Below are 25,341 nucleotides of genomic sequence, written 5' to 3' on the forward strand. Positions count from 1 at the left end.
ATGACATTGCCATTATTATATTCATTACAACACTGCCCATACGCAATGCGTGCACGAATGGGTATTTTAATGGCAGAGCAACAAGTGCTACTACGCGCTATTAAAACCAAAAACAAACCACCGCATCTTTTGCAAATATCGCCAAAAGGTACAGTGCCAGTTTTATTATTACCTGATGGTCACGTAATAGATGAAAGCCTCGATATAATGCTCTGGGCTTTAAAACAAAACGATCCGCATAATTTACTGCATACTCAAGACTCATTAGCACTTGAGCGTATGCTTGAGTTAATTAAGCTAAACGACACGCAATTTAAACCAGTGCTTGAAAAGTACAAGTTTTATGCCCGTACAAAAGACATGGCACAAATTTATTACCAAAAAGTCTGCGAAGAGTTTATTAAGCAATTTGAAGCAAAACTAGCCACACATAAATACCTAATGGGCGATGAAAAAAGCCTAGCCGATTATGCTCTACTGCCGTTTATTAGACAGTTTGCTCGCGTAGATAAACACTGGTACTTACAAAGCGAATACGCACACATACGCGCGTGGTTAAACGAATTTTTGCACGCCCCGATGTTTACCAAAGTAATGACCAAATTTGATTTGTATATGGACTGCGGCGAAGAATTTTTATACGGCGTTAAAAATAAAAAGTAACTTTTTGTTTAAACAGAAATTTGCTTTGCGACTTTAACCTTTTTTACTTTTGCCTTTTTTGGCGGTAATGAATCAACAAAGTCACTACCAATGGCAAGCCACTGAGCTAAATCTGTATCTGACTCAAACCCCTCAGGCATTACATATACCATGGTTTTTATGGCCGTACCCGTAAAGTCCATTTTAGTTGCATGAGGTTTAGCTAAACAATGCTCATAATTATCAGCGCCCGTGCGCACCATTAATTTATCGTCGATAATAGCGCAGCACATACGATCTGAGAGTAAAAAGCATAAACCGCCAAACATTTTTTTGACCTTTAAATCGTCACGACTCTCAAAGTACTCGTAAAGCCTTTCTTCTAAACCGCGATCAAATGCCATGTTTAAATAATCTTTTTATGATTTAAAGGACAGTATAACAATGCTTAAAATAAATGGCCTTGTACACAATAAAACAATGCCGTGAATTATTCTCAACATGCAATTTAAGCACATAATTTACGCTATACTGCCCTCCCCGTTACTAGCGTAAAACAGGTATTATGAACTACTCAAACTTTGGCACTAAATTTACACAGCCCAACGGCATTACTCAGTTAATGGAAGACTTAGGCGGTGCTAAAAACAGCAACAATCCTAATATTGTTATGCTGGGTGGCGGTAACCCCGCATTAGTACCACAAGTAAATGATGTGTTTTTAGCTGAATTACAAAAGCTAGTTGCTAGTAATAAAGTATCGCAAGTATTTGGCCTTTACGACGGCCCAACCGGTAACGACGAGTTTAGAGCAGCATTAGCGGGCCAGCTAAGTAAAGAATATGCATGGGATATTAGTGCCGATAACGTAGCACTTGGCAATGGCAGCCAAGCTAACTTTTTTGTGTTGTTTAATATGCTGGCAGGCGAAATGCCTGATGGCAGCCACAAAAAGATTTTATTTCCCCTTGCGCCAGAATACATAGGTTATGCCGACCAAGGTTTATCGGATGATATGTTTGTTGCCATAAAACCAGATATCGAAATTCTAAATACTGAAAATGGCTCAAAACAATTTAAATATGTGATTGATTTTGACGCAGTTGAAAACGTATTAGCAACCGACAGTAGTATTAGTGCACTTTGTGTATCACGCCCTACAAACCCTACCGGCAACGTAATTACCGATGAAGAAGTACGCCATTTGGATGCGCTTGCACATAAGTACGCTATACCGCTTATTATTGATAATGCCTATGGCGACCCTTTTCCTGGCTGTATTTATACCGATGCAAACCTAACCTGGAACTCAAACATTATATTATGCATGTCACTTTCAAAATTAGGATTACCGGGTTTACGTACCGGTATTGTAGTTGCCAATAATGAGATTATTAAAGCCATCGGGCGCGTAAATGGCAGTATGGTGTTATCGCCAAACAGTATTGGCCCAAGCTTAGTGACGCGCTTAATTAACGACGGTGAACTACTTCCACTTTGCCGTAATGTCGTGTTGCCTTTTTATCGTAATAAAGCACAAATAGCGATTGAGTTGTTTAATGAAGTATTTTCCGAACTGCCTGTTTATTTGCACAAAGTTGAAGGTGCCTTTTTTATGTGGCTATGGTTTAAAGATGCAAAAATAACCAGCGAAGTGTTGTATCAAGAACTTAAAGCTCAAGATGTGTATGTAATTCCTGGGCACAACTTTTTTATTGGCATTGACGACAGCTGGCCACACAAACACGAGTGTATTCGTATTAACTATGCTACTGATGCCAATACACTAAAAAAAGGCTTAGAAGTGATTAAATCGCTAATAAAGTAAATACACTGATGCTGATATTAATATCGGCATCACCTACTTAACTCGATTGGCTTATATATTCGTTTAAAATTTACTGCATTTAATACTCTGCTTGTTTGTGCAGTAAGCGTTATTTTAACTTTAAACCTTAGCTTGTAACACTTACTCATACCCACTTTTAGCTTAAACTTTATCCAAACGCACTGTATCCCCTTTAAATTTATATATAAATTGGTATCCTACGCGACCTTTTTTAACATATGCTTGTTAAAAGAGAACCTGCCAAAAGGCGATTGTCGCTGCAAGGCACTTAATTTAAGTGGCAGCAATGACACAACAGGCATCGCGTATAAATATCGTTTTTAAACGTTGGATGTAACTTTAAATAAAAACGTGCAATAGCACTATTAAGGTCAATTATGCGATTAGGACCAGGACTACTCGTCACCGCTGCCTTCATTGGACCAGGGACCATTACTACTGCCAGCGTGGCAGGTGCAAACTTTGGTTTTGCACTTATATGGACATTACTGTTTTCAGTAATTGCCACTATATTATTACAATCTATGGCGGCGCGCCTTGGCGTTGCTACCGGGCAAGATTTAGCTCAAGCGCTCAGAGCACATATTCAAACGCCCTTATTTAAATCTTTGGCTATATTTTTAGTTATTAGCGCCATTGGCGTGGGCAGTGCAGCTTATGAAGCGGGTAACTTAAGTGGCGCTAGCATGGGCCTAATTGAAATATTCCCTCAAGTTAGCTCTCAAATATGGACACCACTTATTGCTTTTTTAAGTGCTGCTTTATTGTATAGCGGCAAACATAAAGTGGTTGAAAACGCGCTAATTCTACTCGTTATTTTAATGAGCTTAGTGTTTATCTCAACACTTGTAATGGCTGCTCCCTCGCTCAGTGATGTATTTTCAGGTTTTATTCCTAGTATGCCTGAGGGTTCTATTACAACCATACTCGCTTTAGTTGGCACTACCATTGTGCCGTACAACTTATTTTTACACTCCGGCGTGCTCGCTGCTAGACACGACAGTAACAGCGATATGGAAAAAGTGATCAAACAAACAAATGTTGATACAGGCCTATCAATCACCTTAGGCGGTGTGATCACGCTCGCTATTTTATCTACTGCATCGGTTGCATTTTATGGCACAGATGCGGGGCAAATTAGTGCTGCTAACATGGCCGTACAGCTAGAGCCATTGCTTGGCGATGCCGCTCATTACTTTTTTGCTATTGGCTTGTTTGCAGCAGGTTTAACAAGCGCCATTACAGCGCCACTTGCGGGTGCTTATGCTGTGTGTGGCATGTTAGGTTGGTCAAACGATATGAGTAACGCACGCTTCAAAGGCGTTGCTATTGTTATTTTATTGTTTGGTGCTGCGGTTGCCTCACTCGGTTTAGACCCTGTAGCGGTAATTATATTTGCGCAAGCGGCTAACGGGTTATTACTCCCTATTGTTAGTACTTACCTTGTATGGCTGGTTAATCAAAAAGGCGTTATGGGCAACTACACAAACTCTGTGGTTTTAAACCTAGTCACCCTACCCGTTTTAATCCTAATTTTTGGGCTAAGTAGCTACAAACTAATTAGTTTAATTTTTTAATTAAATTCTAAAAAATCATATTTAAAAGCCACTGTTTATAATAAACAGCGGCTTTTATTTGTTAATCATCAAAATAACGTATAAGCCGTATTCACATTCATACATCTAACACGCTTTTTGGTTGTTAGTTACCTTTATTAATTGTGAAAACGCATAACCACCTACCGCGCCTGCAAGCAGCTGCAAATAAAAACCCCAGCCTCTTGCACCCGCTATAATATGAATATTCATAATTGATTCAATGGCAATTAACACAATAGTAAATGCCACAATGCCAGCAATAACAAATAGCTGAGTACTGTATTTTTGAACCTTTTTATTAAGCTTTACGGTAACAAAAAAAGCGATGGCAAGTGCAACAGCAATAATAGCGCCGTAGGTAGGTAATAAGCCGAGCCAATCATCAAGCGTTAAACTAACGCGATCGCTAAAGGCTACCACCACACCTACATTAACTAATTGATTGACAACGTATTGGCTATGAAACAAGCTAGCAAGTGTGAATGTAAGTAACCAAGAAACTAAAAATGAAGGCAATATACGTGTTAAAAACGACATGGTTATCTCAACTTAAAATAAAGCTTTTTTCTTATATTAGCCATGCTAGCAAAGGCTTGCCCCGTAAACAATGTATCTCTTTTTTTACTCTGCTTTCGCTTTTTGCGTTTTCTGTTAATGCAGGCGCTACGTTACCAAAGGAGCAATACAGTACAAAAACACTGGCTACTCAATTACAGTCTCCGTGGAGCATGGTTGAACTACAAAACGGCACATGGTTAATTACAGAGCGTGATGGCCACGTAGTGATAGTTAAAAACAACGCGCAATCAAGAGTAAAATTAAACCTTGAGGGCTTATACGTTGCAGGCCAAGGTGGTTTACTCGATATTGTATTATCGCCAGATTATAACGACTCCAAAGAAGTTATTTTTACCTACGCCCAAGGTGATGCAAGCGCAAACAGGCTGGTTGTTGCCAAAGCCACGTTTAATGGCACTGACTTTTCAAAGCCTTACGTTATTTATAAAATAGCGACTAATAAAAACACACCACAACATTACGCTGGCCGCACCCTTGTACTACCCGATAATACGTTATTAGTTTCAACGGGCGATGGGTTTGACTTTAGAGAGCAAGCACAGGTTATTACCAGCCAACTTGGTAAAATATTACGTATAAACCTAGATGGCACCATTCCAACAGACAACCCATTTATTAATCACAAAAACCTAAATGCACATGCTGTTTATTCGCTCGGTCATCGTAACCCGCAAGGCTTAGTTTATGATTACGATACGCAGCAAATTGTAAGCCACGAGCATGGCCCTGCAGGCGGTGACGAGCTAAACTACTTAACCGCTGGGACTAATTACGGCTGGCCGGTAATCACCTATGGCAAAGATTATTCGCAAGCGCGTATTTCACCATTTACCGAATATAAAGGCATGCAAAAACCAAGTGTCAATTGGACGCCATCAATCGCCCCATCAGGCATGGCGTATTATGGTTCTAAACATGCCGCTTTCCCTTCACTGCAACAACATGTACTCATAACTACACTCGTCGATAAAAAACTCTACAGCGTTAATCTGGCCAATGGTGAATTTACGCAGTCCCACGTCTTCCCTGAGGCCGCAGGAAGACTAAGAGATGTATTTATAACTGATAAAGGTAACGTAGCGGTATTAACCGATGGGAAAGATGCAAAGCTAATGTTGCTTAGGGCAAAATAAGTGCGCTTTTAAATTTACTGCGCATTAAACTAGACAGCCACTCCAATTGTAAACTAATCTAGCGCCACTAAATTTACTTTTTTGAGCTAAGAGTTCACCTCTTTTTATATCTTTACTCGCGCGTTACACATTTAATAAGCAATTATCACTGTTAAACCTAAATTACACGCATGAAAATGACTGCATAATGCAGTTGTGATTTATTACTGAGTAGTTTAAGTTTTATGCCAGTAGCTTTTCGCAGTTACTGATATTCGCTCGCCGCTTTCGGTTTAAGTTTTCACAATAACCTTCTTGTGAGGCTGGCCTGCCGACTGCACCATGAAATACACGCGTAAATTGTGTGGTGAGCTTTAACCAGTTTTCTGGGGAGATATTAACTCTTTCGAGTAAGGGTAAGTGTGTACTTTCAATATAACCACGTTTGTCTTCTCGTATACAGCGCCCTGTTAGCTCAACAAGTTCAAGGTACGATTTAAGCTCAAACGGCAGCCCTTTTGGCATAATTTGACGAGGCATGCCTGCAAAGCGCAGTAGTTGTTTTGGTTGCTTGCCATCCTTTGCATACGTTAAACGCTGTTTGATGCTGGTATGGTCTGACTCTTCTGGGGTGTTAGCCATTTTAGCTCTAATGGGGTTTAAATCGACATACGCCATACAGGCCGCAAGGGCTGCTTCATCTAATAATGCTTGAGACGTAAATCGTCCCTCCCAAAAACGGCCAGTGCAGTTATCTTCTTTATTTGCTCTGCGAGCAATGTTTTCATTTAACAACCGCATAAACCAGCTAATACTTGATAGGCGCTCGCGGTATTGTTTTACTGTTTGATTAAAAAAGATAAGTTCAGCTTTACTTAGCTTTTCACCCTGTATGTATTTTTGCGTAAGTACAGTGCCTTTACACAGCTTGTGCCAGCGAATAACAATCGCTTTATCATTTAGCCTATTCGCTTTTTTATCATCAACATACAGCACTAAATGGGTGTGATTACTCATAACAGCATAAGCACATACATCAATACAAAACACTTTGGCTAACTCAAGCAGTTTATCTTCAACCCAGCCTCTACGATGCTCGTAGGATTGACCTGTAAAGTGGTCTTCCCCACATAAAAATGCACGGCGTACGTAACGTGATATGCAATGGTAGTACTTTGTATCAACCAAACTTACTTGGCGCTTTCTTGCAATTGCCATAAGACACCCTGCTTATTTTTCACACTGATAAAAGCCTAGTACTTAGTTCACTAAACTGCAAAAAATAGGATGGGTGTCACTGTTATCGTTATAAGGGGCAATTTCTGCATTAATAATAGCCCCACTTTCTAAGCAAAAAATACCTAATGAGCGACAAATTGGAAATCCTAGACCTGCTTTTTGAGCGAACTGCTGCGGATATTTTTCTTGATTTTTAATCGTGTCAGGAAGCGTAAAAGTTGTGCCGTCAATTAAGTAAATATTTCCCTCAATATCACTTCTATTATGTATTTTTTCTGTGATAGCACTCCCAGTGTAATGCACTAATTCCTTAATAAGTTTCAAAGGTAATTTTTGTCGACTACGACAAAAAGAACCTGTTGATTTACTGATGTTCCTTGGTAGTTCATTAATGTTATCAATAATGAAATCATTAACCACACTTACACATGAACGGTCAAAATTTAGCGCCTGTTTAATAAACATTGCGAGGATTACCGTTGGCGTAAAAATCCGTTCACGATACGCAGGAATATTGCGTTCAATAATCGATGCGATGAGATCTGATTTTAAAATCTTTAGAAAATCTGAATCAATAAAATTAGGGGGGGGGTTAATGCGTTTTGAGGGGATTCAGTGATAAAATAATTCATGCAGTCAGGATCTATTATATTGGTTTGTGGTGAATCAATTATATAATTTTTTCTGACTGCTTCTTCTGTGTTTTTAAGTTTTTAATATTTATATTCATATGGTTATCGCTTAATGCAGTGCCATTCAGACCTGACCCCATTATTTTTTTAGTCACATCAAGGTAATTGGCGTTATTAATATTAGGTTAGAGCACGTAGTTTTAACCGTGGACTAACATAATATGAGTTAAACGAAAGGTATACTAATGAATACAAGCGGTGGTCAAAACGAGTTGAGCACAACGCTCTACAACTACCTGATTAGATAAAACCATCAATCCCAATCAGGGTATTGTTCCGGTTTTATACCGCTTTCGAGTACCACTTTAGGATAAAGTATATCAGGCTTTTCACTAAAGCGTTTTTTTCTGCTTTTACTTATTTGAAACAACCAGCTATCACCGTAATCAAACATATAATAGAGCTTTTTACCCTTAGCTTGTGGAAATATGCTATCAATTGTTTCCTGGGTTACCTTATCTTCATTGCATGCTATACGTTGCGCGTTTCTAGAGTAATAAGAGTTACCAATACAAAACTCATACATATGATCATTATCAAAGTCTACAGCACACAAAATTGCCTGATGTAATTCATCCAAACTATAGTCAATTGGGATTTCCAAAGCACATTCCCAATCATTATAAGCGTGCATACCTTCAAGTAATTTTATCTTTAATGTCTCAATCATATCCAGACTCCCCCTTGTTACCTATATTGAATTAACAGCCTATTAAACGGACGGATATTTTAATTAAACTAATTATACTGCGCCACTAACCTTACTTTTTGTGCCAACAAAATTTAGAGTGGCTGTCTTTTATTATCGATGATATAGGCAACTCATATTATTCCTGATTTTTATATAGAGCGGTGATTACACCGCTTAACTACAAAAAAATGAGTGCTAAATTTAATTAACCCATGATTCAATTAAAAACCTAATGGCTTGCTTTAAATATCCTGCGTTTATATATCCTATAAATTTATTGAGGTAAAGCAATATGTAAGCTACTTAACAAGAAGTAGTAAGCCGTTACAGTTAAAATACCTAAACCAAGCACCATAAATGTTTTGTATTTAAATCCATGACGTTGCGCTTTGGCCCTGTCTTTATGCGAGGCTACATCCATCATTTCATCACCAAAATAAATTGACAAAAAAGTACCAAGCGCACTAATCAATAAAATACTCCAATAGGGGTACGGCTCTGACAAAATATGTTTTAATAACTGAGTTACGAATGTTAAGTCATAAATTTCAGGGGTTTTAAAATACATATACACATTAATACCGATCGCAACAAACCAAAGTACTATTTGTGTATAGGCCATTTTAATTTTAAATAATAACCTTATTGGAAACGCTAAAATAAACCCACCATCCGCAATTGGCGTACATAAAACAAAAAAGCTCCATGTAAGTACTGAAACACCAAAGCCTGTAGACGCATCATATTTCCAGCTCATATACGAAAAATAAGCAATAAGTACGCACAATAAAGCAACAAACTTAAGTAGTGTTTCTTTATGTGTGTCGTGTTTAGTATGAAATGTAATATGGCTATTTAACATTAACGTTGTTTCCCTTGCGAGTTAATAATATATTTTAAAATTAATGTAATGTGTATTTCAAGTGGTTATAGTAGATTAATAACAGTCATTAAACTTTAGTGTATAACTAGAATGAAAAATGCCGCGTTTCCATTTAGATAACGCGGCATTTTAATGTTTTACTTGCTACGAATTATTGTTTACCAATCACTTCAAGTCCACCCATGTATGGGCGTAATACTTCTGGTACTACTACCGTACCATCGGCTTGTTGGTAGTTTTCTAGTATGGCTACGAGTGTACGGCCAACGGCTAAGCCTGAACCATTTAGTGTATGTAGTAACTCTGGCTTTTTAACACCTTCACGGCGAAAACGTGCTTGCATTCTACGCGCCTGAAAATCTGCCATGTTTGAACATGATGAAATTTCGCGGTATGTATCTTGCGCAGGTAACCATACTTCTAAATCGTATGTTTTAGCTGAACCAAAGCCCATGTCGCCCATACATAAAATTACTTTACGGTACGGAAGTTCAAGCGCTTGTAGTATTTGCTCTGCGTGACCTGTTAACTCTTCAAGCGTTGCCATTGAGTCTTCTGGTTTTACAAGTTGTACAAGTTCAACTTTATCAAACTGATGCTGACGAATTAAGCCACGTGTATCGCGACCATAGCTGCCTGCTTCACTTCTAAAACACGGCGTGTGAGCAACTAAGCGAATTGGTAAATCGCTTTCATCGTAAATTTCGTCGCGTGCGCTGTTTGTAAGCGGTACTTCAGCTGTAGGAATTAAGCTAAAGCCGGCTTGTTGTTCGCCGTCATCGTTTACAAGGCCTAATGTGTGGAATAAATCGCCCGCAAATTTAGGTAGTTGGCTCGTGCCGTAAAGGCTTGCACTATTAACTAAGTACGGTACATACATTTCGGTGTAGCCGTTTTTGTCTGCGTGTGTATCTAGCATAAATTGCGTTAGTGCACGGTGCATACGCGCTACTTGGCCGCGCATTACGGTAAAGCGTGCGCCACTAATTTTAACGCCCATTTCAAAGTCTAAGCCGTTTAGGTCTTGCCCTACATCTACGTGGTCTTTTACTTCAAAATCGAATTTTTTAGGTGTTCCCCACGTTAAAACTTCAACGTTGTCATCTTCGTCTTTACCGGCAGGTACCGACTCGTCTGGCAAGTTTGGAATTGCTAAAGCAATGTCGTTAATCGCGGCTAATACTTCATCTTGCTCTGTTTTTGCGGCGTCAAGCTCGCTGCCTAAGTTAGCCACTGCATCAAGTAGTGGCTGTGCGTCTTCGCCTTTTGCTTTGGCTTGACCAATTGCTTTTGCGCTTGCATTACGTTGACTTTGAAGTTCTTGCGTTTTTACTTGTAATGTTTTGCGTTTTTCTTCAAGTGCCGTTACCGTCGCTACATCGAGTTCGTAACCGCGCGCAGCTAAACGTGCTGCAGTTTGTTCGATGTCTTGACGTAAAAATTTAGAATCTAACATGTTAGTTTTTTAACCTTTTTGCATTACTAGCTGAAGGCCCAGCCAAGCCATAAAAATACACACCATCACGTTTAAGATGATATTGAGGGCCATTTTAATAAAGTGACCTTGTTGTAATAACAACAACGAGTCCATTGAAAATGTTGAAAAGGTGGTTAATGCACCTAAAAAGCCAATACCGATAAGGGTTTTGGCGGGGCTAGCGGTGATAATTTCTTTATCTATCAAACCGTACAAAATGCCCATTAACAATGAACCCAGAATATTAACCGTCAACGTGCCAAAAGGGAATCCCCTACCGAGGAGTTTTAGCATGCTTTCGCTAATAAAAAACCGTAAACACGCACCTGAGGCTCCGCCAAGGGCGATCATCATATAAAGTTTAATCATTTTCGTACCGTTTAAGTGGGCTTTGCGCATCGCGCTCTTTTAGGTAGTCGAGTTTTTGTTTAATTTTTTGCTCAAGCCCGCGATCGCTCGGTAAGTAATATTCTTTACCTTCCATTTCTGGCGGTAAGTACTTTTCACCTGCGGCAAATGCGCCTTCTTCGTTATGCGCATAGCGGTACTCGGCGCCGTAACCTAAGTCTTTCATTAAGTTAGTTGGCGCATTACGCAGGTGCTCAGGCACTGGGTAACTTGGCTCGTTTTGAGCATCCTGCTTGGCTTGATTAAACGCCATATACACCGCATTACTTTTGGGTGCACTGGCTAAATACAATGTGGCTTGTGCAATAGCACGTTCGCCTTCGCTTGGCCCAACACGTTGAAATATATCCCACGCATTTAAGGCTACTTCCATTGCGCGCGGATCGGCGTTACCTATGTCTTCTGTAGCTATGGCAAGTAAACGCCTTGCTACGTATAGAGGGTCACCGCCACCAGCTAAAATTCGGCAATACCAATACAGTGCACCATCAGGAGAGCTGCCACGTACTGATTTATGAAAGGCTGAGATTAAATCGTAAAACTCATCGCCGCCTTTGTCATATTTAGCTAAATGCGTGGGCAGTACTTGGCTAAGTACGTGCTCGTCTACGTTGTATTGACCGTTTTGCTCAGTTGTTAAGTCAACTGCTTGTTCAAGTAAATTAAGTACTTTGCGCGCATCGCCGCCACTTGCTTGGCATAACGCCTTTTTAGCGTTGTCGGCAATAGTTATATGTTTTTGGCTTAATTGTTCGTCTTTTTTAAGTGCGCGCTCTATTACGGTGTATAAGTCGGTATCGGCAAGCGATTTTAAAACATACACGCGTGCACGCGACAATATAGCGTTGTTAAGTGCAAACGATGGGTTTTCGGTGGTTGCACCTACGAATATAAAGGTGCCGTCTTCAATGTGCGGTAAAAAAGCATCTTGCTGAGACTTATTAAAGCGGTGCACTTCGTCAACAAACATAAGGGTGCGTTGGCCACGGCTTTCTAGGTTGTCTCGCGCTTGCGTTACGCTGTCGCGTATATCTTTTACGCCTGCGGTTACCGCCGACATTTGAATAAGTGAGGCATCTGCATGGTTGGCAATTATTTGCGCAAGTGTCGTTTTACCAACACCGGGCGGGCCCCACAAAATTAAACTATGGCAGCGCCCCGCTACAATGGCTTGATGCAGTGGTTTATCAGCACTTAATAAATGCTGTTGACCAATGTACTCGTCAAGCGTTGTAGGGCGCATACGCGCGGCAAGTGGGCGTACATCGGGCCCAAAATTAAATCCTAAATTACTCACCGTTACTCTGATCGTCTATTTCAACACCTTCAGGAGGCGTAAATTCAAAAGTGCTTTTATCAAGCTGTGTATTAACTTGTGCATCGTTAAACGTAAATGACGATAACTGCCCTGAGTTGTCGGTAACTACTAATTTAGCAAGGCCTTGTTCGTTATCTGCAAACGCTATATCAAGTTGTTCTACTTGGCTTTCTACGCCTTTATTTGGTGTTACGCTAAAGCCTGTATTTGTTGCAAGTACGCTGTATTTTTCCCACTGTGCTGGGTCTTTAGATGTAAGTAGCACAAACGGTGTTGAATCAATTAGGCTGCTGGTTTTCATAATCGTTACTTGCTCAGCAAAGCTGTCGAAGTAATATGTTTTATCGCCGTTTGATACAAATAACGTATCGTCTGGATTAGTTTGCTGCCAGCGGATCATCATTGGCTGTTGAAGGGCTATTGTGCCCTCGCCTTGCATCACTGCTTGGCCTTCTTTGTCTGTTACTTTTTGTGCAAACTGCGCTTTAAAGCTTTTTAAAGTCGCAAGTTGGTCTTGTAATGCTTGGCTGTCGTCAGCAAAGCTTGGTGCAGCAAGTACGCTGCCTAACACTAATAATAAGGCGTTAAATTTTTTCATGAATTTGCTCCATTAGGTACTAATACATCGCGAGCGCCGTTATGACCTGGTGAACTCACGATACCCGATGTTTCCATTTGTTCTACTAAGCGTGCTGCTCGGTTATAACCAACACGTAGTTTACGTTGTACTGACGATACCGATACTTTGCCGGTTTCGATTACAAACGACACAGCTTCGTCGTATAGCGGATCGTTTTCTTCGTCTGCGTTTTCGCTAGCTTCACCGGGTAATAAAATATCCTCGCTTGCATCGCCATTGAGTATTTCATCAACGTAATTTGGTTTTGCACGCGCTTTCCAATCGTTTACTACAGCATGTACTTCATGGTCGTCTACAAACGCGCCATGCACACGCTCTGGTACGCTAGTACCTGGTGGTAAATAAAGCATATCGCCCATACCCAGTAGGTTTTCGGCGCCTTGTTGATCAAGTATGGTGCGCGAATCTATTTTACTTGATACCTGAAACGCCATACGTGTTGGTATATTTGCTTTAATTAAACCTGTAATTACATCAACCGATGGGCGCTGAGTTGCCAGTATTAAGTGAATACCTGCCGCACGTGCTTTTTGGGCAATACGTGCAATTAGCTCTTCTACTTTTTTACCTACAATCATCATCATGTCGGCAAATTCGTCAATTACTACAACAATACTTGGTAATTTACCTAGCTCGTCTGGGCCTTCTTTCATGCCATCTGTGTCTTTAAATAATGGATCAAGAATCGGGTAACCCGCTTCTTTGGCTTCAAGCACTTTTTGGTTGTAACCTTTTAAGTTACGCACACCTAATGCTGACATTAATTTATAACGACGTTCCATTTCGCCTACACACCAACGCAGTGCGTTAGCCGCTTCTTTCATGTCGGTTACTACTTCACACAATAAATGCGGAATGCCTTCGTATACTGAAAGCTCAAGCATTTTAGGGTCAATCATGATCATACGTACATCGTCAGGACCTGATTTGTACAGCAAGCTTACTATCATGACATTAACGCCCACTGATTTACCCGAGCCTGTAGTACCGGCAACAAGTAAGTGTGGCATTTTACCAAGGTCAGCACATACAGGCTGACCGGCAATATCTTTACCTAACACCATGGTAAGTGGCGACGGGTTTTGCTCAAATTTAGGCGCGTTTATTACCTCTGACAAACGTACTATTTCGCGGTGTTTGTTAGGAAGCTCAATACCTACATACGTTTTACCCGGTATAACTTCTACAACACGCACACTAATTGCCGAAAGCGAACGAGCTAAGTCTTTAGCCAAACCTGTAATTTTAGACACTTTAATACCGGGTGCTAAATCTAGCTCAAAACGTGTAACAACTGGCCCTGGGTATACAGCAACAACTTTAGCTTGAACGTTAAAGTCGAGTAATTTTGTCTCTACTAGGCGCGATACTGTATCGAGCTCTTCTTGCGAAATAGGGTTTTTAGCTTTATCCGGTCTGTCGAGTAAATCAAGCGACGGTAATGGCCCCGGTGGTGGCTCTTGCGTTAGTAATTGCTCAAACTTTTCTTTAGCCGTTGGCGGCGGTTGATACGCAGGTTTTGGCTTAGGCATTGGCCTAGCTGGCGATACCACCGTTGTGACTGGTTTTTCTGGCTCTATAACGGGGCTTTGGTCTAGTGCATTTAATGCAGCTTCTGTATCCATTGGCTCGTCATCTATGGCGCTAAAGCCAATTTCTTGATCGAGTATGTCGTCAAGCTCATCAAACGGCATAAAGTCATCACTAATTTGTGGCTCGCTAAATGGCGTTTGCGGTTTATTAATTGCTTTTTGTTTATCTGCTTTTTTATCTGATGTAGGTAGCTCTATTTGCTCATGAATATCGTCTTCAAAGTGAGCGTCAGCTTCATCGTTATTATTTACTTTGCCTGCAGCGTGTTCTCGGTGCATCCAGCCTTTTGCGTACGATACAATAAAGCGGTAAAGCCTAACCATTAAATCGCCAAGATAATCCACAAAATCAACCCACGATACGCCGGTTAGTAATGTTAAGCCTGCAAAAAAGAAACACAGCAATAATATAGATGTACCGGTAAAGTTAAATGCAGGCATCATGGCTGATGCAATAACATCGCCCACTACCCCACCAGATGAAAAGTTATAAATATCGTCAAAGTTTATACTGCTGATAGCCGTCGCTGAAGTAATAAATAAAGCAAAACCAATCACACGTAGCGCTAAGGTGGTGTAATCAAGCTGTAAAATACGGTGAGGCTGTTTAAATAACAAATAACCAAATAACTGAATGGCCGCAGGCACTAAATAGGCCAACCAACCAAAGGTGAGTAATAAAATGTCGGCTATCCATGCACCGGCTGCTCCTGTGATGTTGCTTACTTCGCTAAAACTAGTTTGCGACCATGCAGCATCTGCTGGATCAAAGCTGATTAAGGCACATAAAATAAATATTGCCATAAAGGTGCTGATAATCAGCCCTGTTTCTAATAGTCTTTGCACACCGTTTAGGCGCATAGTTTCCTATCCCTCTTTATTATTCTATTCGCACTTGCTTTGCAGTCAAATACCTTAGCAGGAAATGCAATTTGTTGCACTTTATCTTAACCTTCATGGCCTGATTATGAACAAGTTTTTATAATTTGAGCGCATCATGTTTAGATCTTCGAAGATTGATTTTAGTTAGCTTAAAAATTAACAACCAATATTATAGCTGTACTATAAATAATATTAAGCAATGTAAGGGCGGATAATGACCCCTTCTTCACCTTTTACTTCTTCCATTACTACATAAGTTCGGCTTTCACTTACGTTAGGCAGTTTTAATAATATGTCGCCTAATACACCACGATATTCTGACATATCATTTACGCGCGTTTTAAGTAAAAAATCAAAATTACCCGATACCAAATGACATTCTATAATTTCTTCGTGCTTTTTAACGGCCGCACTAAACTCATCAAATACGTCGGGAGATGTTTTAGTAATTGTTACTTCTACATACACCGATAAACCTTGCCCCAGCTTAGCTGGATCGACCACTGCTTTGTAGCCAAGGATGTAGCCTTCTCGCTCAAGCTTTTTCACTCGCTCCAGACAGGGCGTGGCGCTTAGGCCAACTCGTCTGGCCAGTTCAACATTTGAAAGGCGTCCATCATGTTGTAATTCCATTAAAATTTTACGGTCAATTCTATCTAATAATTGATGCATAGTACCAACTAGTTTTTTATGCTGTTTATTTTTGTTATATAGATGATAACACTAGATTTGACTTTAAAAAAGGTGAGACACACGCCCTTATGATGAATATAATAGTGAAAAATGTTAATCCGTTCTTAATAAGGCAAAAGTTATGATTATTGGTGTTCCTAAAGAAATTAAAAACCATGAATACCGTGTAGGTATGGTTCCTGCGAGTGTTCGTGAATTAGTAAACCACGGTCACCAAGTGATTGTAGAAACTGATGCAGGTATGGGCATTGGTTTTACTAACGAAGATTACACGCTAGCGGGTGCTGAAATTTTAGCAACTGCTGCTGACGTTTTCGCTAAAGCAGACATGATTATAAAAGTAAAAGAGCCACAAGCTGTTGAACGTGCAATGTTACGTGAAGACCAAATTCTTTTCACTTACCTTCACCTTGCACCTGATCTTCCACAAACTGAAGACCTTGTGAAAAGCAAAGCTATTTGTATTGCATACGAAACTGTAACTGACTCTCGCGGTGGTTTACCGCTTCTTGCTCCTATGAGTGAAGTTGCTGGTCGTATGTCTATTCAAGCTGGTGCTCAAGCGCTAGAAAAATCTAACCACGGTCGTGGCATGCTACTAGGTGGCGTACCTGGCGTTGAAGCTGCTAAAGTTGTTGTAATTGGCGGCGGCATGGTTGGTCGTAGTGCTGCACTTATGGCTGTTGGCATGGGTGCTGAAGTTGTAGTACTTGACCGTAATATCGACGTTTTACGTGCACTAGATGCGCAATTTGGTAATAAAGTAAAAGCTATTTACTCAACTGCTGATGCACTAGAAAAACACGTACTAGAAGCTGACTTAGTAATTGGTGGCGTACTAATTCCAGGTGCTGCTGCACCTAAACTAGTAACTGCTGAACACATTAAAGCAATGAAACCTGGTTCTGCAATTGTTGACGTTGCAATCGACCAAGGTGGCTGTATTGCTACTTCTAAAGCAACTACGCATGCTGATCCTACTTTCATCGTTGATGAAGTTGTTCACTACTGTGTTGCTAACATGCCAGGCGCTGTTCCTCGTACATCTACGTTTGCACTTAATAATGCAACATTGCCTTTCATCATTAACCTTGCAAACAAAGGTTATAAAAAGGCATTACTAGATGACGCTCACTTCTTAAAAGGCTTAAACGTAATTAAAGGCCAAGTAACTTACAAAGAAGTAGCTGAAGCGTTCAACATGGAATATGTTGACCCACGCACTGCAGTAGAAAATGCGTAACTACTATTGTTACCGCTTATACCTAAGTAATTATTTAGGTATAAGCATTAAAAAAGCAGCTAATTAGCTGCTTTTTTTGTGTCTAAATTTTAGATTTATACCAATCACATTAGATAAAACGCTTGATAATAAAATCGACTTTTACACGCTTAGCTTGGCCTAGTAATTTTTTAACTGGCTGCGGGTAATCGTCCATCGTTTCTAAATCATCGGGGCCTGTTAAACGTCGGCAGTGTTGTAAAATTTCCTGCTTTTCGTTATCAATAGCATCCATAATTGTTTGCTCTGGATCTTCTATTAAAATACCGTTTTCGATATCAAGACCCCATGCACGCGGATTTAAGTTATGCCCGCTCAGTAAATGTTTTGTTCTATCTGAACAAATACCTTTTAAATGAAACGAATTGCTTTCATCTTTCCACAGATACACATTTAAATTACCGTTGTCGATATGGCGCTTTTGCGTTTTTACAAACTTATGTAAAATGGTTTCGTATAAATAAGGTAATGCCCCTATTTTACTAAACGGCTCGCTTGGCGGTAAATAAAAGTCATTTGCTGTTTTATCGCCTACAACAATAGTCACTTGCTTACCCTGCTTTAATAATCGACGCAGTGATCGCATAAGCGGCGCCGGAAAATTAAAGTATGGCGTATACAACACAAGTTCTTGCTCTGTGTTATCAAATAACGCTTTTATTAAACGATTTAATTCGTTATTACGACGCCCGAGTCCTAAAAACAAGCGAATACCTAATGCTTGCGTATTTAGCTGCTCTGCTGCGTTATAACTTGCGACTTTTAAATCACGCATTAATTGCTTTTGATCAAGCTTAAAGTCGTGCAAACGCTTAAGCGGTCGTGTGTCTATGCGCGGCACAGCAACTGAACTAAGCAGCTTTGTTTCAATAAAATCAACTACTGAGTCACACAGTTCGCTCTGCGTTATTAAAAAGTAACGATCGAGTCTGTAGCGCTCGTTGTATTGCAAGTAAACGTTGTTTAAGCTTGCACCGCTGTAAAGTAAGGTGTCGTCAATTACAAAACCTTTTAAATGCAATACACCAAAAAGCTCTTTAGCTTTTACAGGTACGCCATACACTTGTACGTTCGATTTAAACTTTTCTAAATCGTCACAGTATAAGCTTGCGTTGCCGTCTGATTTATCTGCGCCAATTAAACCACGTTGCGCACGATGAAAATCCACCAGCACTTTTACCTCAAGTGCCGGGTTTGCCAATGACACACGATGCAGCGCGTCTAAAATCTCACGGCCCGCTTCGTCATCTTGTAAATACAACGCCGTAATATAAATTCGTTTTTTTGCGTTCGCTATCAAGCGTAGCAATTGCGTTCGGTAATCTTGCGCATTGGTTAAGACGTTAACGTCTTTTGAAGTCAACCCGAATGCGGGTTTTTCCTGCCAAAATAACATAGTTGCCTATTTGCTTAGGTCACATAATCTATCAGTGACAAATAAAATTAGGTAAAACATAACAAAAAAAATCAAAGGGGTCATGAAATAACGCTGTTTTGTTGCCTGTTAGTCTATTTATTGAGCTACTTAGGCATTTTAACTGTAAAAGCAAAGAACTCTAGTACACAATACTGCACAGCTTTTCGATTTAAGAAAAAAAATAATCGCGGATTTTGTTTACATCTGCCTTGTTTTTCTTAGAATCAAGCGCATTAATGAGCATATTGAACACCGTATTAAACGTTTAGGAAAAATAATGACTGAAGCAAAACATTGTAAGCTACTAATTTTAGGCTCTGGCCCAGCTGGTTATACTGCCGCAGTATATGCAGCACGTGCAAATTTAAACCCTGTTTTAATTACAGGCATTCAACAAGGTGGCCAATTAACAACCACAACTGAAGTTGAAAACTGGCCTGGTGATGCACACGGTTTAACAGGCCCTGCGTTAATGGATCGTATGAAAGAGCACGCTGAGCGCTTTGAAACAGAAATCATATTCGATCACATTAATAAAGTAGATGTATCTAAGCGCCCTTTCACACTAACTGGCGACCAAGGTACTTACACATGTGATGCGTTAATCATTGCAACCGGTGCGTCTGCTAAATACTTAGGCTTAGAGTCAGAAACTAATTTCCAAGGCCGTGGTGTTTCGGCGTGTGCTACGTGTGACGGTTTTTTCTATAAAGGTCAAAAAGTAGCAGTTGTTGGTGGTGGTAATACAGCGGTTGAAGAAGCGCTTTACTTATCTAACATTGCTGATGAAGTACATGTTATTCACCGTCGTGATAGTTTCCGCAGTGAAAAAATACTAGCTGACCGCCTTGCTGAAAAAGCAGCAAACGGTAACGTTGTAATGCATTACAACCGCACGCTTGACGAAGTACTAGGCGACCAAATGGGCGTAACAGGCGTTCGTATTAAAGATGCACACTCTGATGCAACTGAGGAGCTTGATTTAGCAGGCGTATTCATTGCTATTGGCCATAAGCCAAATACAGATATGTTTGTTGGCCAACTAGAAATGAAAGATGGCTACTTAGTTGTAGAGTCTGGTCTTCACGGCAACGCGACTCAAACAAGCGTAGAAGGCGTTTTTGCTGCAGGTGATGTGTCAGACCATATTTACCGTCAAGCAATCACATCAGCGGGTACAGGCTGTATGGCTGCACTTGATGCTGAACGTTTCTTAGATAATCTATAAGCGGTCAAAATAATTTAGAGGGGCTGATTATTCAGCCCTTTTTTTATGCCTAAAATATAGTTACACTTTTACGATCAATTATAAAATAAGTACTGTATGAGAAATCAGCTATACCAATTAAGCGAAACCGATATAGCATTCCCCAACCCGGAATACGCATTAGAATCCCCTGATGGCTTGTTAGCAATTGGTGGCGATTTAAGCTTGCCTCGGCTAAGTAATGCCTACAAAAACGGAATATTCCCTTGGTTTAGTGAAGATGAGCCTATTATGTGGTGGTCGCCAAGTGAGCGAGGCATTTTTGAGCTTAATGATTTTCATATAAGTAAGAGCCTGCGTAAGCATTTAAAAAAACACCCTGTTAGAGTAACTATTAATAATGCCTTTGAGGAAGTGATAGAAGCCTGTCGCGATCAACGCCTTGATACCGATGGCACCTGGATCACCTCTGACATGCTCGACGCTTACGTTAACGCGCACCATGCTGGCATTGCACATAGTTTAGAGGTATGGAGTAACGGAGAGCTTGCAGGTGGCTTATACGGCATAATGCAAAATGGGGTATTTTGTGGCGAGTCGATGTTTCATCATCAAACTAATTGCTCCAAACTTGCTATGTGGGCATTGGTAAATTGGCTTAAACGTCATGATGCACATTTTATTGATTGCCAGCTAGAAAATCCTTATTTAATGACCCTGGGTGCACAAGTAATCCCCCGTTCAACATTTTTGACTAAACTAAAAGCTGCACATAACTATACTGTTAACCCTATTATGTGGGAGCCACAAGAACTTGACGCAATCTATGAATGAGCAACTTCCTGCACGTGTTGGTTTAACCCAAGAGTTTGACTGTAGTTATTTACCCAACAGACAAGAGCAACTTTTAGTTATTCTTGATCCTAGTTGCTACAGCACCGACAAATTTGAGTCATTATTAGGCTTGGGATTTCGTCGCAGTGGTAATCAAATATACCGTCCGCATTGCCCAATATGCAGTGCATGTAGTTCTGTACGTGTATTAGCACAAGAGTTTATGCCCTCAAAATCGCAAAAACGTAAACTAAACAAAGCAAAAACACAGTTTGAGATAAAATATTCAACGCAAGAGCGACCTGAGTACTATCCACTTTATAGCAAGTACATATCTATGCGTCATCAAGACGGAAGTATGTATCCTCCTGAAAAAGAACAGTTTCAAAGTTTTTTACTTTGCAGTTGGCTCAAAATCACATTTATTGAACTATGGCATGAAGATACTTTAGTTGCCGTTGCTGTAACTGATTGTATGAACAGCGCTATTTCAGCAATCTATACTTTTTTTGACCCCGACTTTGAACACTATAGCTTAGGCTCGGTAATGATATTAGAGCAACTTAAGTTTGCTAAAGAGCAAAATAAACAATACGTGTACTTAGGCTATCAAATAGACGAATGCGACAAAATGAAGTACAAAACTCAGTTTTTACCTGCCCAAAAACAGCTCAATGATGAGTGGGTGGCTATTTAATTTGCAAATATAGCCCCTGCGCCTTTACTTATTGGTGTATTTTGGGCAAAATCTGCAGCGTTTAACTATTAAAGAGGTGTTACGCTAAACATGGCGAAAGAAGACGTAATCGAAATGCAAGGGACTGTCCTTGATACTTTACCAAATACAATGTTCCGAGTTGAGCTAGAAAATGGTCACGTAGTTGTGGCTCATATTTCAGGCAAAATGCGCAAAAACTATATCCGTATTTTAACCGGCGATAAAGTAACGGTAGAAATGACTCCTTACGATTTATCAAAGGGTCGTATCGTATTCCGTGCTCGCTAAGTAAGTGCGTAAACGAGATTTAGTTTTTGGCTAGTATTTAACTAGCTTTAAGCGTTTATTAAATGTAATTGATAGATATTGACTAGCAATTACATTTAATAAACAAAAAGCCCAGTTTTTACTGGGTTTTTTGTTGCCTATAAATAAAGTCAAAAAAAATGGCCCGCTATTATTTAGCGGGCCATTTTATTTAACTAAACTTTTTAACAACAAGCTTTACGCAGGCGTTAGACTGCTCTCGTAATCAAAGTGAATCTTCTTGTCTTTAACTGATACTTTAACCGTACCGCCATCAACAAGTTCACCAAAGAGTATTTCGTTAGCAAGCTGCTTTTTAAGCTCTTCTTGAATAACACGCGCCATTGGACGTGCACCCATCGCTTTATCGTAGCCTTTATCAGCAAGCCATTCACGCGCTTTAGACGTAAGCTCAAGGTTAACTGATTTTTTATCAAGCTGCGATTGCAGTTCCACAATAAATTTATCAACCACCAGTAGAATAACTTCACGTTCAAGGTGATTAAACCAAATGATGTTATCTAAACGGTTTCTAAATTCTGGTGAAAATACTTTATTAATTGCACCCATTGCATCGTGCGTATGATCTTGCTCTGTAAAACCAATCGACTTACGCGTAGTTTCTTGAACGCCCGCATTGGTAGTCATTACAACCACTACGTTTCTAAAATCAGCTTTACGACCGTTATTATCGGTTAATGTACCGTGATCCATAACCTGTAGCAAAATGTTGTAAATGTCTGGATGCGCTTTTTCAATCTCATCTAGTAGTACAACTGCATGTGGATTTTTAATCACAGCTTCTGTTAATAAACCACCTTGTTCAAAACCAACATACCCTGGTGGTGCACCAATTAATCGGCTTATTGCATGGCGTTCTACATATTCCGACATATCAAAACGAATAAACTCAACACCCATACATTTAGCAAGTTGCTTAGTTACTTCTGTTTTACCCACACCGGTAGGCCCTGCAAACAAGAACGAACCTACTGGTTTTTCTTCGCTCGATAAACCAGAGCGAGATAAGCGAATAGCTGATGTAAGCGCATCAATAGATTGATCTTGCCCAAACACGAGCATTTTAAGGTTACGGTCTAAGTTTTTAAGCGTTTCTTTATCTGTTGACGATACACTTTGCGCAGGAATACGTGCCATTTTAGATATAATTAGTTCTATATCTGCTACGCCAATGGTTTTTTTACGTTTAGAGCTAGGTTGCAAGCGCTGACTTGCACCGGCTTCATCAATTACATCAATTGCTTTATCTGGCAAGTGGCGCTCATTAATATATTTAGCACTAAGCTCTGCGGCTGCTTTTAATGCTTTTTGAGTGTAACGAATACCATGGTGCTCTTCGTAACGCTCTTTTAAGCCGTTTAATATTTTAGTGGTATCGGCAACACTTGGCTCAAGTACGTCAATTTTTTGGAAGCGACGTACCAATGCACGGTCTTTCTCAAAAATATTTTTATACTCGTTGTAAGTTGTTGAACCCATACAACGTAACTTACCACTAGAAAGCAGTGGTTTAAGCAAGTTTGATGCGTCCATAACACCACCAGACGCCGCGCCGGCACCAATAATAGTATGTATTTCATCAATAAATAAAATAGACCCAGGCTCTGCTTGTAGCTCTTTTAATAAGCTTTTAAAACGCTTTTCAAAGTCGCCACGGTATTTAGTACCAGCAAGCAATGCACCCATATCTAGCGAGTACACAACGGCATCTGCAATTACTTCTGGTACTTGCTTATTAACAATGCGATACGCTAAGCCTTCAGCAATGGCTGTTTTACCAACGCCCGCTTCACCAACAAGTAATGGGTTATTCTTTTTACGACGACACAATACTTGTACCGTGCGCTCTACTTCGCTGTCGCGCCCGATCAGTGGGTCAATGTTACCTTCACGTGCTTGAACGTTTAAGTTTGTTGTAAAGCTGTCTAGCTTGCTTGCTTCTTCGTTTTGAACTTCTTGCACTTCATCATGAATATCGTCGCTGTCGTTACCTAATTCATCATCAGCTTTAGAAATACCGTGCGAAATAAAGTTAACAATATCTAAGCGCGATACATCGTGCTTTTTAAGTAAGTAAACAGCTTGGCTTTCTTGCTCAGAAAAAATAGCGACTAGTACGTTTACGCCTGTAACTTCATTTTTGCCTGACGATTGCACATGGAACACAGCACGTTGTAGTACACGTTGAAAACCAAGTGTTGGCTGAGTTTCACGCTCTTCTTCTAAATCTGGAATGACGGGTGTTGTTTCGTCAATAAATTCTAATAATTCGGTTTTTAAACCAGAAATATTAACACCACACGCGTTTAGTGCTTCTCCTGCAGAAGGATTATCTAACAGCGCAAGTAAAAGGTGCTCTACGGTCATAAACTCATGACGGCGAGTGCGCGCTTCACGAAACGCGGCATTTAATGTGAGTTCTAAGTCTTTGTTTAGCATTGGCAACCCCTTACTGAGATAATAATTTATACCACAACAATCGGATGTTTGATCACCCTAACTGGTATTTATTCCTGCTCACAACTACAAAGCAGTGGATGCTCGTTATCACGCGCGTAGCGGTTAACTTGTTCAGCTTTAGTATGGGCTACGTCAGCGCTGTAAACACCGCATATACCCTTACCTTTTTCATGAACCTGAAGCATCACGTCGGTTGCTCTATCGCTATCCATATTAAAAAACGTCGTTAAAACTTCTATTACAAAGTCCATCGGCGTGTAGTCGTCGTTATTTAAAACAACTTTATATTTTCGCGGCGGCTGTAGCTTTTGCTTTTCACTGTCGCGAACTGTGTCGATAACACCTGAATCTTTCATACCACTCATAATTAAATATAGTCTTGTCTTTGTAACTCAAGCAAACTTGAATAAAAAATAAATAAAATGTTAAAAAAATAACTCAAAACACTTGACTGGTTGGCTAAATAAACTACAGTCAAACGTAGATTGATTAAACCTTAGTCAGTCTAGCAAATAATACAATTTAGAATAACTAAATTAGTCAACTTATTGAAGGATGTAGAAGTATGGCTTGCGGTAAAGTTAAATGGTTCAATAACGCTAAAGGTTTTGGTTTCATCGTAGAAGACGGCTGCGAGAATGATATTTTCGCTCATTACTCAACAATTGTAATGGACGGTTATAAAACGCTTAAAGCTGGTCAAGATGTAACATTCGAATTAGAACAAGGACCTAAAGGTCTACACGCTAAAAATATTGCCCCAGATGGTGACATTATTGAGTGACTATTGTTTTGTTCGAC

25 protein-coding genes are annotated in these 25,341 nt (G+C 40.0%); 10 read left to right on the forward strand and 15 right to left on the reverse strand.

All coding sequences use genetic code 11. The annotated features are described in order from the left end of the window. Nucleotides 1–663: a glutathione S-transferase gene (locus GQR55_RS03395; protein ID WP_166419440.1), complete on the forward strand. Its 663-nt coding sequence runs from the start codon at nucleotides 1–3 to the stop codon at nucleotides 661–663. 8 nt (nucleotides 664–671) lie between these two features. Here GQR55_RS03395 and GQR55_RS03400 read toward each other — a convergent pair whose 3' ends face one another. Next, on the reverse strand, nucleotides 672–1,046 hold the full coding sequence (locus tag GQR55_RS03400; RefSeq protein WP_166419441.1) for a TfoX/Sxy family protein: 375 nt from the start codon (nucleotides 1,044–1,046) through the stop codon (nucleotides 672–674). 161 nt (nucleotides 1,047–1,207) lie between these two features. Here GQR55_RS03400 and GQR55_RS03405 point away from each other — a divergent pair, with 161 nt between their 5' ends. Together GQR55_RS03405 and GQR55_RS03410 are read left to right on the forward strand one after the other, a co-directional pair. After that, nucleotides 1,208–2,470 carry a valine--pyruvate transaminase gene (locus GQR55_RS03405; RefSeq protein ID WP_166419442.1) on the forward strand — a complete coding sequence of 421 codons (1,263 nt, stop codon included), beginning with the start codon at nucleotides 1,208–1,210 and terminating at the stop codon, nucleotides 2,468–2,470. 398 nt (nucleotides 2,471–2,868) lie between these two features. Continuing rightward, entirely contained in the window at nucleotides 2,869–4,068 is a 1,200-nt protein-coding gene (locus GQR55_RS03410) for an Nramp family divalent metal transporter (protein WP_166419443.1), read from the forward strand. A gap of 105 nt (nucleotides 4,069–4,173) precedes the next feature. Here the strand turns inward: GQR55_RS03410 and GQR55_RS03415 are convergent, their stop codons facing one another. Continuing rightward, a complete protein-coding gene (locus GQR55_RS03415) occupies nucleotides 4,174–4,626 on the reverse strand; it encodes a hypothetical protein (protein ID WP_166419444.1) in 453 nt (150 codons plus the stop codon). Between GQR55_RS03415 and GQR55_RS03420 the strand changes: the two genes are divergently transcribed. Beyond that, complete coding sequence (locus GQR55_RS03420) at nucleotides 4,611–5,801, forward strand: PQQ-dependent sugar dehydrogenase (protein WP_166419445.1); 1,191 nt, start codon at nucleotides 4,611–4,613, stop codon at nucleotides 5,799–5,801. The genes GQR55_RS03415 and GQR55_RS03420 overlap by 16 nt on opposite strands. 222 nt (nucleotides 5,802–6,023) lie before the next feature. Here GQR55_RS03420 and GQR55_RS03425 read toward each other — a convergent pair whose 3' ends face one another. From GQR55_RS03425 to lrp, 10 genes are all read right to left on the reverse strand, one after another. Next, complete coding sequence (locus GQR55_RS03425; RefSeq protein WP_166419446.1) at nucleotides 6,024–6,998, reverse strand: transposase; 975 nt, start codon at nucleotides 6,996–6,998, stop codon at nucleotides 6,024–6,026. A 42-nt stretch (nucleotides 6,999–7,040) separates the two neighbouring features. Then, complete coding sequence (locus tag GQR55_RS03430; RefSeq protein ID WP_166419447.1) at nucleotides 7,041–7,484, reverse strand: hypothetical protein; 444 nt, start codon at nucleotides 7,482–7,484, stop codon at nucleotides 7,041–7,043. Between the two features lie 480 nt (nucleotides 7,485–7,964). After that, nucleotides 7,965–8,381, reverse strand: a complete 417-nt coding sequence (locus GQR55_RS03435; RefSeq protein ID WP_166419448.1) for a plasmid pRiA4b ORF-3 family protein — start codon at nucleotides 8,379–8,381, stop codon at nucleotides 7,965–7,967. Between the two features lie 295 nt (nucleotides 8,382–8,676). After that, on the reverse strand, nucleotides 8,677–9,264 hold the full coding sequence (locus tag GQR55_RS03440) for a hypothetical protein (RefSeq protein WP_166419449.1): 588 nt from the start codon (nucleotides 9,262–9,264) through the stop codon (nucleotides 8,677–8,679). Between the two features lie 172 nt (nucleotides 9,265–9,436). Next, nucleotides 9,437–10,741: a serine--tRNA ligase gene (gene serS, locus GQR55_RS03445; RefSeq protein WP_166419450.1), complete on the reverse strand. Its 1,305-nt coding sequence runs from the start codon at nucleotides 10,739–10,741 to the stop codon at nucleotides 9,437–9,439. A 9-nt stretch (nucleotides 10,742–10,750) separates the two neighbouring features. Next, on the reverse strand, nucleotides 10,751–11,131 hold the full coding sequence (gene crcB / locus GQR55_RS03450) for a fluoride efflux transporter CrcB (protein ID WP_021032117.1): 381 nt from the start codon (nucleotides 11,129–11,131) through the stop codon (nucleotides 10,751–10,753). Further along, nucleotides 11,124–12,467, reverse strand: coding sequence for a replication-associated recombination protein A (locus tag GQR55_RS03455; protein ID WP_166419451.1), 1,344 nt, complete (start codon nucleotides 12,465–12,467; stop codon nucleotides 11,124–11,126). Before GQR55_RS03455 ends, crcB begins: the two co-directional genes overlap by 8 nt. Beyond that, on the reverse strand, nucleotides 12,460–13,086 hold the full coding sequence (gene lolA / locus GQR55_RS03460) for an outer membrane lipoprotein chaperone LolA (RefSeq protein WP_166419452.1): 627 nt from the start codon (nucleotides 13,084–13,086) through the stop codon (nucleotides 12,460–12,462). Before lolA ends, GQR55_RS03455 begins: the two co-directional genes overlap by 8 nt. Continuing rightward, nucleotides 13,083–15,581, reverse strand: coding sequence for a DNA translocase FtsK 4TM domain-containing protein (locus tag GQR55_RS03465; protein ID WP_166419453.1), 2,499 nt, complete (start codon nucleotides 15,579–15,581; stop codon nucleotides 13,083–13,085). Before GQR55_RS03465 ends, lolA begins: the two co-directional genes overlap by 4 nt. Before the next feature lie 213 nt (nucleotides 15,582–15,794). Continuing rightward, on the reverse strand, nucleotides 15,795–16,274 hold the full coding sequence (lrp, locus tag GQR55_RS03470; RefSeq protein WP_033014887.1) for a leucine-responsive transcriptional regulator Lrp: 480 nt from the start codon (nucleotides 16,272–16,274) through the stop codon (nucleotides 15,795–15,797). Nucleotides 16,275–16,416: 142 nt separating this feature from the next. On the opposite strand from lrp, the gene ald reads away from it, so the two are divergent. Next, nucleotides 16,417–17,538, forward strand: coding sequence for an alanine dehydrogenase (gene ald, locus GQR55_RS03475; protein WP_165740692.1), 1,122 nt, complete (start codon nucleotides 16,417–16,419; stop codon nucleotides 17,536–17,538). Between the two features lie 109 nt (nucleotides 17,539–17,647). On the opposite strand, the gene pssA is transcribed toward ald, so the two are convergent. Continuing rightward, on the reverse strand, nucleotides 17,648–18,973 hold the full coding sequence (pssA, locus tag GQR55_RS03480; protein ID WP_166419454.1) for a CDP-diacylglycerol--serine O-phosphatidyltransferase: 1,326 nt from the start codon (nucleotides 18,971–18,973) through the stop codon (nucleotides 17,648–17,650). Nucleotides 18,974–19,271: 298 nt separating this feature from the next. On the opposite strand from pssA, the gene trxB reads away from it, so the two are divergent. The 4 genes from trxB to infA all read left to right on the forward strand — a co-directional run bounded on the left by trxB (nucleotide 19,272) and on the right by infA (nucleotide 22,041). Continuing rightward, complete coding sequence (gene trxB, locus GQR55_RS03485) at nucleotides 19,272–20,222, forward strand: thioredoxin-disulfide reductase (RefSeq protein ID WP_008168643.1); 951 nt, start codon at nucleotides 19,272–19,274, stop codon at nucleotides 20,220–20,222. Nucleotides 20,223–20,318: 96 nt separating this feature from the next. After that, nucleotides 20,319–21,035, forward strand: coding sequence for a leucyl/phenylalanyl-tRNA--protein transferase (gene aat / locus GQR55_RS03490; protein WP_166419455.1), 717 nt, complete (start codon nucleotides 20,319–20,321; stop codon nucleotides 21,033–21,035). After that, nucleotides 21,028–21,732 carry an arginyltransferase gene (locus tag GQR55_RS03495; RefSeq protein WP_166419501.1) on the forward strand — a complete coding sequence of 235 codons (705 nt, stop codon included), beginning with the start codon at nucleotides 21,028–21,030 and terminating at the stop codon, nucleotides 21,730–21,732. Before aat ends, GQR55_RS03495 begins: the two co-directional genes overlap by 8 nt. Nucleotides 21,733–21,822: 90 nt before the next feature. Further along, nucleotides 21,823–22,041, forward strand: coding sequence for a translation initiation factor IF-1 (infA, locus tag GQR55_RS03500; RefSeq protein ID WP_002962494.1), 219 nt, complete (start codon nucleotides 21,823–21,825; stop codon nucleotides 22,039–22,041). A 216-nt stretch (nucleotides 22,042–22,257) separates the two neighbouring features. Here the strand turns inward: infA and clpA are convergent, their stop codons facing one another. Both clpA and clpS read right to left on the reverse strand, forming a co-directional pair. After that, nucleotides 22,258–24,519, reverse strand: a complete 2,262-nt coding sequence (gene clpA, locus GQR55_RS03505; protein WP_165741346.1) for an ATP-dependent Clp protease ATP-binding subunit ClpA — start codon at nucleotides 24,517–24,519, stop codon at nucleotides 22,258–22,260. A 68-nt stretch (nucleotides 24,520–24,587) separates the two neighbouring features. Continuing rightward, complete coding sequence (gene clpS, locus GQR55_RS03510; RefSeq protein ID WP_007585109.1) at nucleotides 24,588–24,896, reverse strand: ATP-dependent Clp protease adapter ClpS; 309 nt, start codon at nucleotides 24,894–24,896, stop codon at nucleotides 24,588–24,590. 209 nt (nucleotides 24,897–25,105) lie between these two features. On the opposite strand from clpS, the gene cspD reads away from it, so the two are divergent. After that, complete coding sequence (cspD, locus tag GQR55_RS03515) at nucleotides 25,106–25,324, forward strand: cold shock domain-containing protein CspD (RefSeq protein ID WP_002962500.1); 219 nt, start codon at nucleotides 25,106–25,108, stop codon at nucleotides 25,322–25,324. The last annotated feature ends 17 nt before the right edge of the window (nucleotides 25,325–25,341 follow it).

It is taken from the genome of Pseudoalteromonas sp. Z1A8, from assembly GCF_011378855.1.
Lineage (GTDB): Bacteria > Pseudomonadota > Gammaproteobacteria > Enterobacterales > Alteromonadaceae > Pseudoalteromonas.

Excerpts from the sequence above, each read along its gene's own strand:
- GQR55_RS03395 (WP_166419440.1), top strand. The coding sequence starts at position 1 with ATGACATTGCCATTATTATATTCATTACAACACTGCCCATACGCAATG.
- GQR55_RS03400 (WP_166419441.1), bottom strand. The coding sequence starts at position 1,046 with ATGGCATTTGATCGCGGTTTAGAAGAAAGGCTTTACGAGTACTTTGAG.
- GQR55_RS03405 (WP_166419442.1), top strand. The coding sequence starts at position 1,208 with ATGAACTACTCAAACTTTGGCACTAAATTTACACAGCCCAACGGCATT.
- GQR55_RS03410 (WP_166419443.1), top strand. The coding sequence starts at position 2,869 with ATGCGATTAGGACCAGGACTACTCGTCACCGCTGCCTTCATTGGACCA.
- GQR55_RS03415 (WP_166419444.1), bottom strand. The coding sequence starts at position 4,626 with ATGTCGTTTTTAACACGTATATTGCCTTCATTTTTAGTTTCTTGGTTA.
- GQR55_RS03425 (WP_166419446.1), bottom strand. The coding sequence starts at position 6,998 with ATGGCAATTGCAAGAAAGCGCCAAGTAAGTTTGGTTGATACAAAGTAC.
- GQR55_RS03430 (WP_166419447.1), bottom strand. The coding sequence starts at position 7,484 with ATGTTTATTAAACAGGCGCTAAATTTTGACCGTTCATGTGTAAGTGTG.
- GQR55_RS03435 (WP_166419448.1), bottom strand. The coding sequence starts at position 8,381 with ATGATTGAGACATTAAAGATAAAATTACTTGAAGGTATGCACGCTTAT.
- GQR55_RS03440 (WP_166419449.1), bottom strand. The coding sequence starts at position 9,264 with ATGTTAAATAGCCATATTACATTTCATACTAAACACGACACACATAAA.
- serS (WP_166419450.1), bottom strand. The coding sequence starts at position 10,741 with ATGTTAGATTCTAAATTTTTACGTCAAGACATCGAACAAACTGCAGCA.
- crcB (WP_021032117.1), bottom strand. The coding sequence starts at position 11,131 with ATGATTAAACTTTATATGATGATCGCCCTTGGCGGAGCCTCAGGTGCG.
- lolA (WP_166419452.1), bottom strand. The coding sequence starts at position 13,086 with ATGAAAAAATTTAACGCCTTATTATTAGTGTTAGGCAGCGTACTTGCT.
- GQR55_RS03465 (WP_166419453.1), bottom strand. The coding sequence starts at position 15,581 with ATGCGCCTAAACGGTGTGCAAAGACTATTAGAAACAGGGCTGATTATC.
- lrp (WP_033014887.1), bottom strand. The coding sequence starts at position 16,274 with ATGCATCAATTATTAGATAGAATTGACCGTAAAATTTTAATGGAATTA.
- ald (WP_165740692.1), top strand. The coding sequence starts at position 16,417 with ATGATTATTGGTGTTCCTAAAGAAATTAAAAACCATGAATACCGTGTA.
- pssA (WP_166419454.1), bottom strand. The coding sequence starts at position 18,973 with ATGTTATTTTGGCAGGAAAAACCCGCATTCGGGTTGACTTCAAAAGAC.
- trxB (WP_008168643.1), top strand. The coding sequence starts at position 19,272 with ATGACTGAAGCAAAACATTGTAAGCTACTAATTTTAGGCTCTGGCCCA.
- aat (WP_166419455.1), top strand. The coding sequence starts at position 20,319 with ATGAGAAATCAGCTATACCAATTAAGCGAAACCGATATAGCATTCCCC.
- GQR55_RS03495 (WP_166419501.1), top strand. The coding sequence starts at position 21,028 with ATGAATGAGCAACTTCCTGCACGTGTTGGTTTAACCCAAGAGTTTGAC.
- infA (WP_002962494.1), top strand. The coding sequence starts at position 21,823 with ATGGCGAAAGAAGACGTAATCGAAATGCAAGGGACTGTCCTTGATACT.
- clpA (WP_165741346.1), bottom strand. The coding sequence starts at position 24,519 with ATGCTAAACAAAGACTTAGAACTCACATTAAATGCCGCGTTTCGTGAA.
- clpS (WP_007585109.1), bottom strand. The coding sequence starts at position 24,896 with ATGAAAGATTCAGGTGTTATCGACACAGTTCGCGACAGTGAAAAGCAA.
- cspD (WP_002962500.1), top strand. The coding sequence starts at position 25,106 with ATGGCTTGCGGTAAAGTTAAATGGTTCAATAACGCTAAAGGTTTTGGT.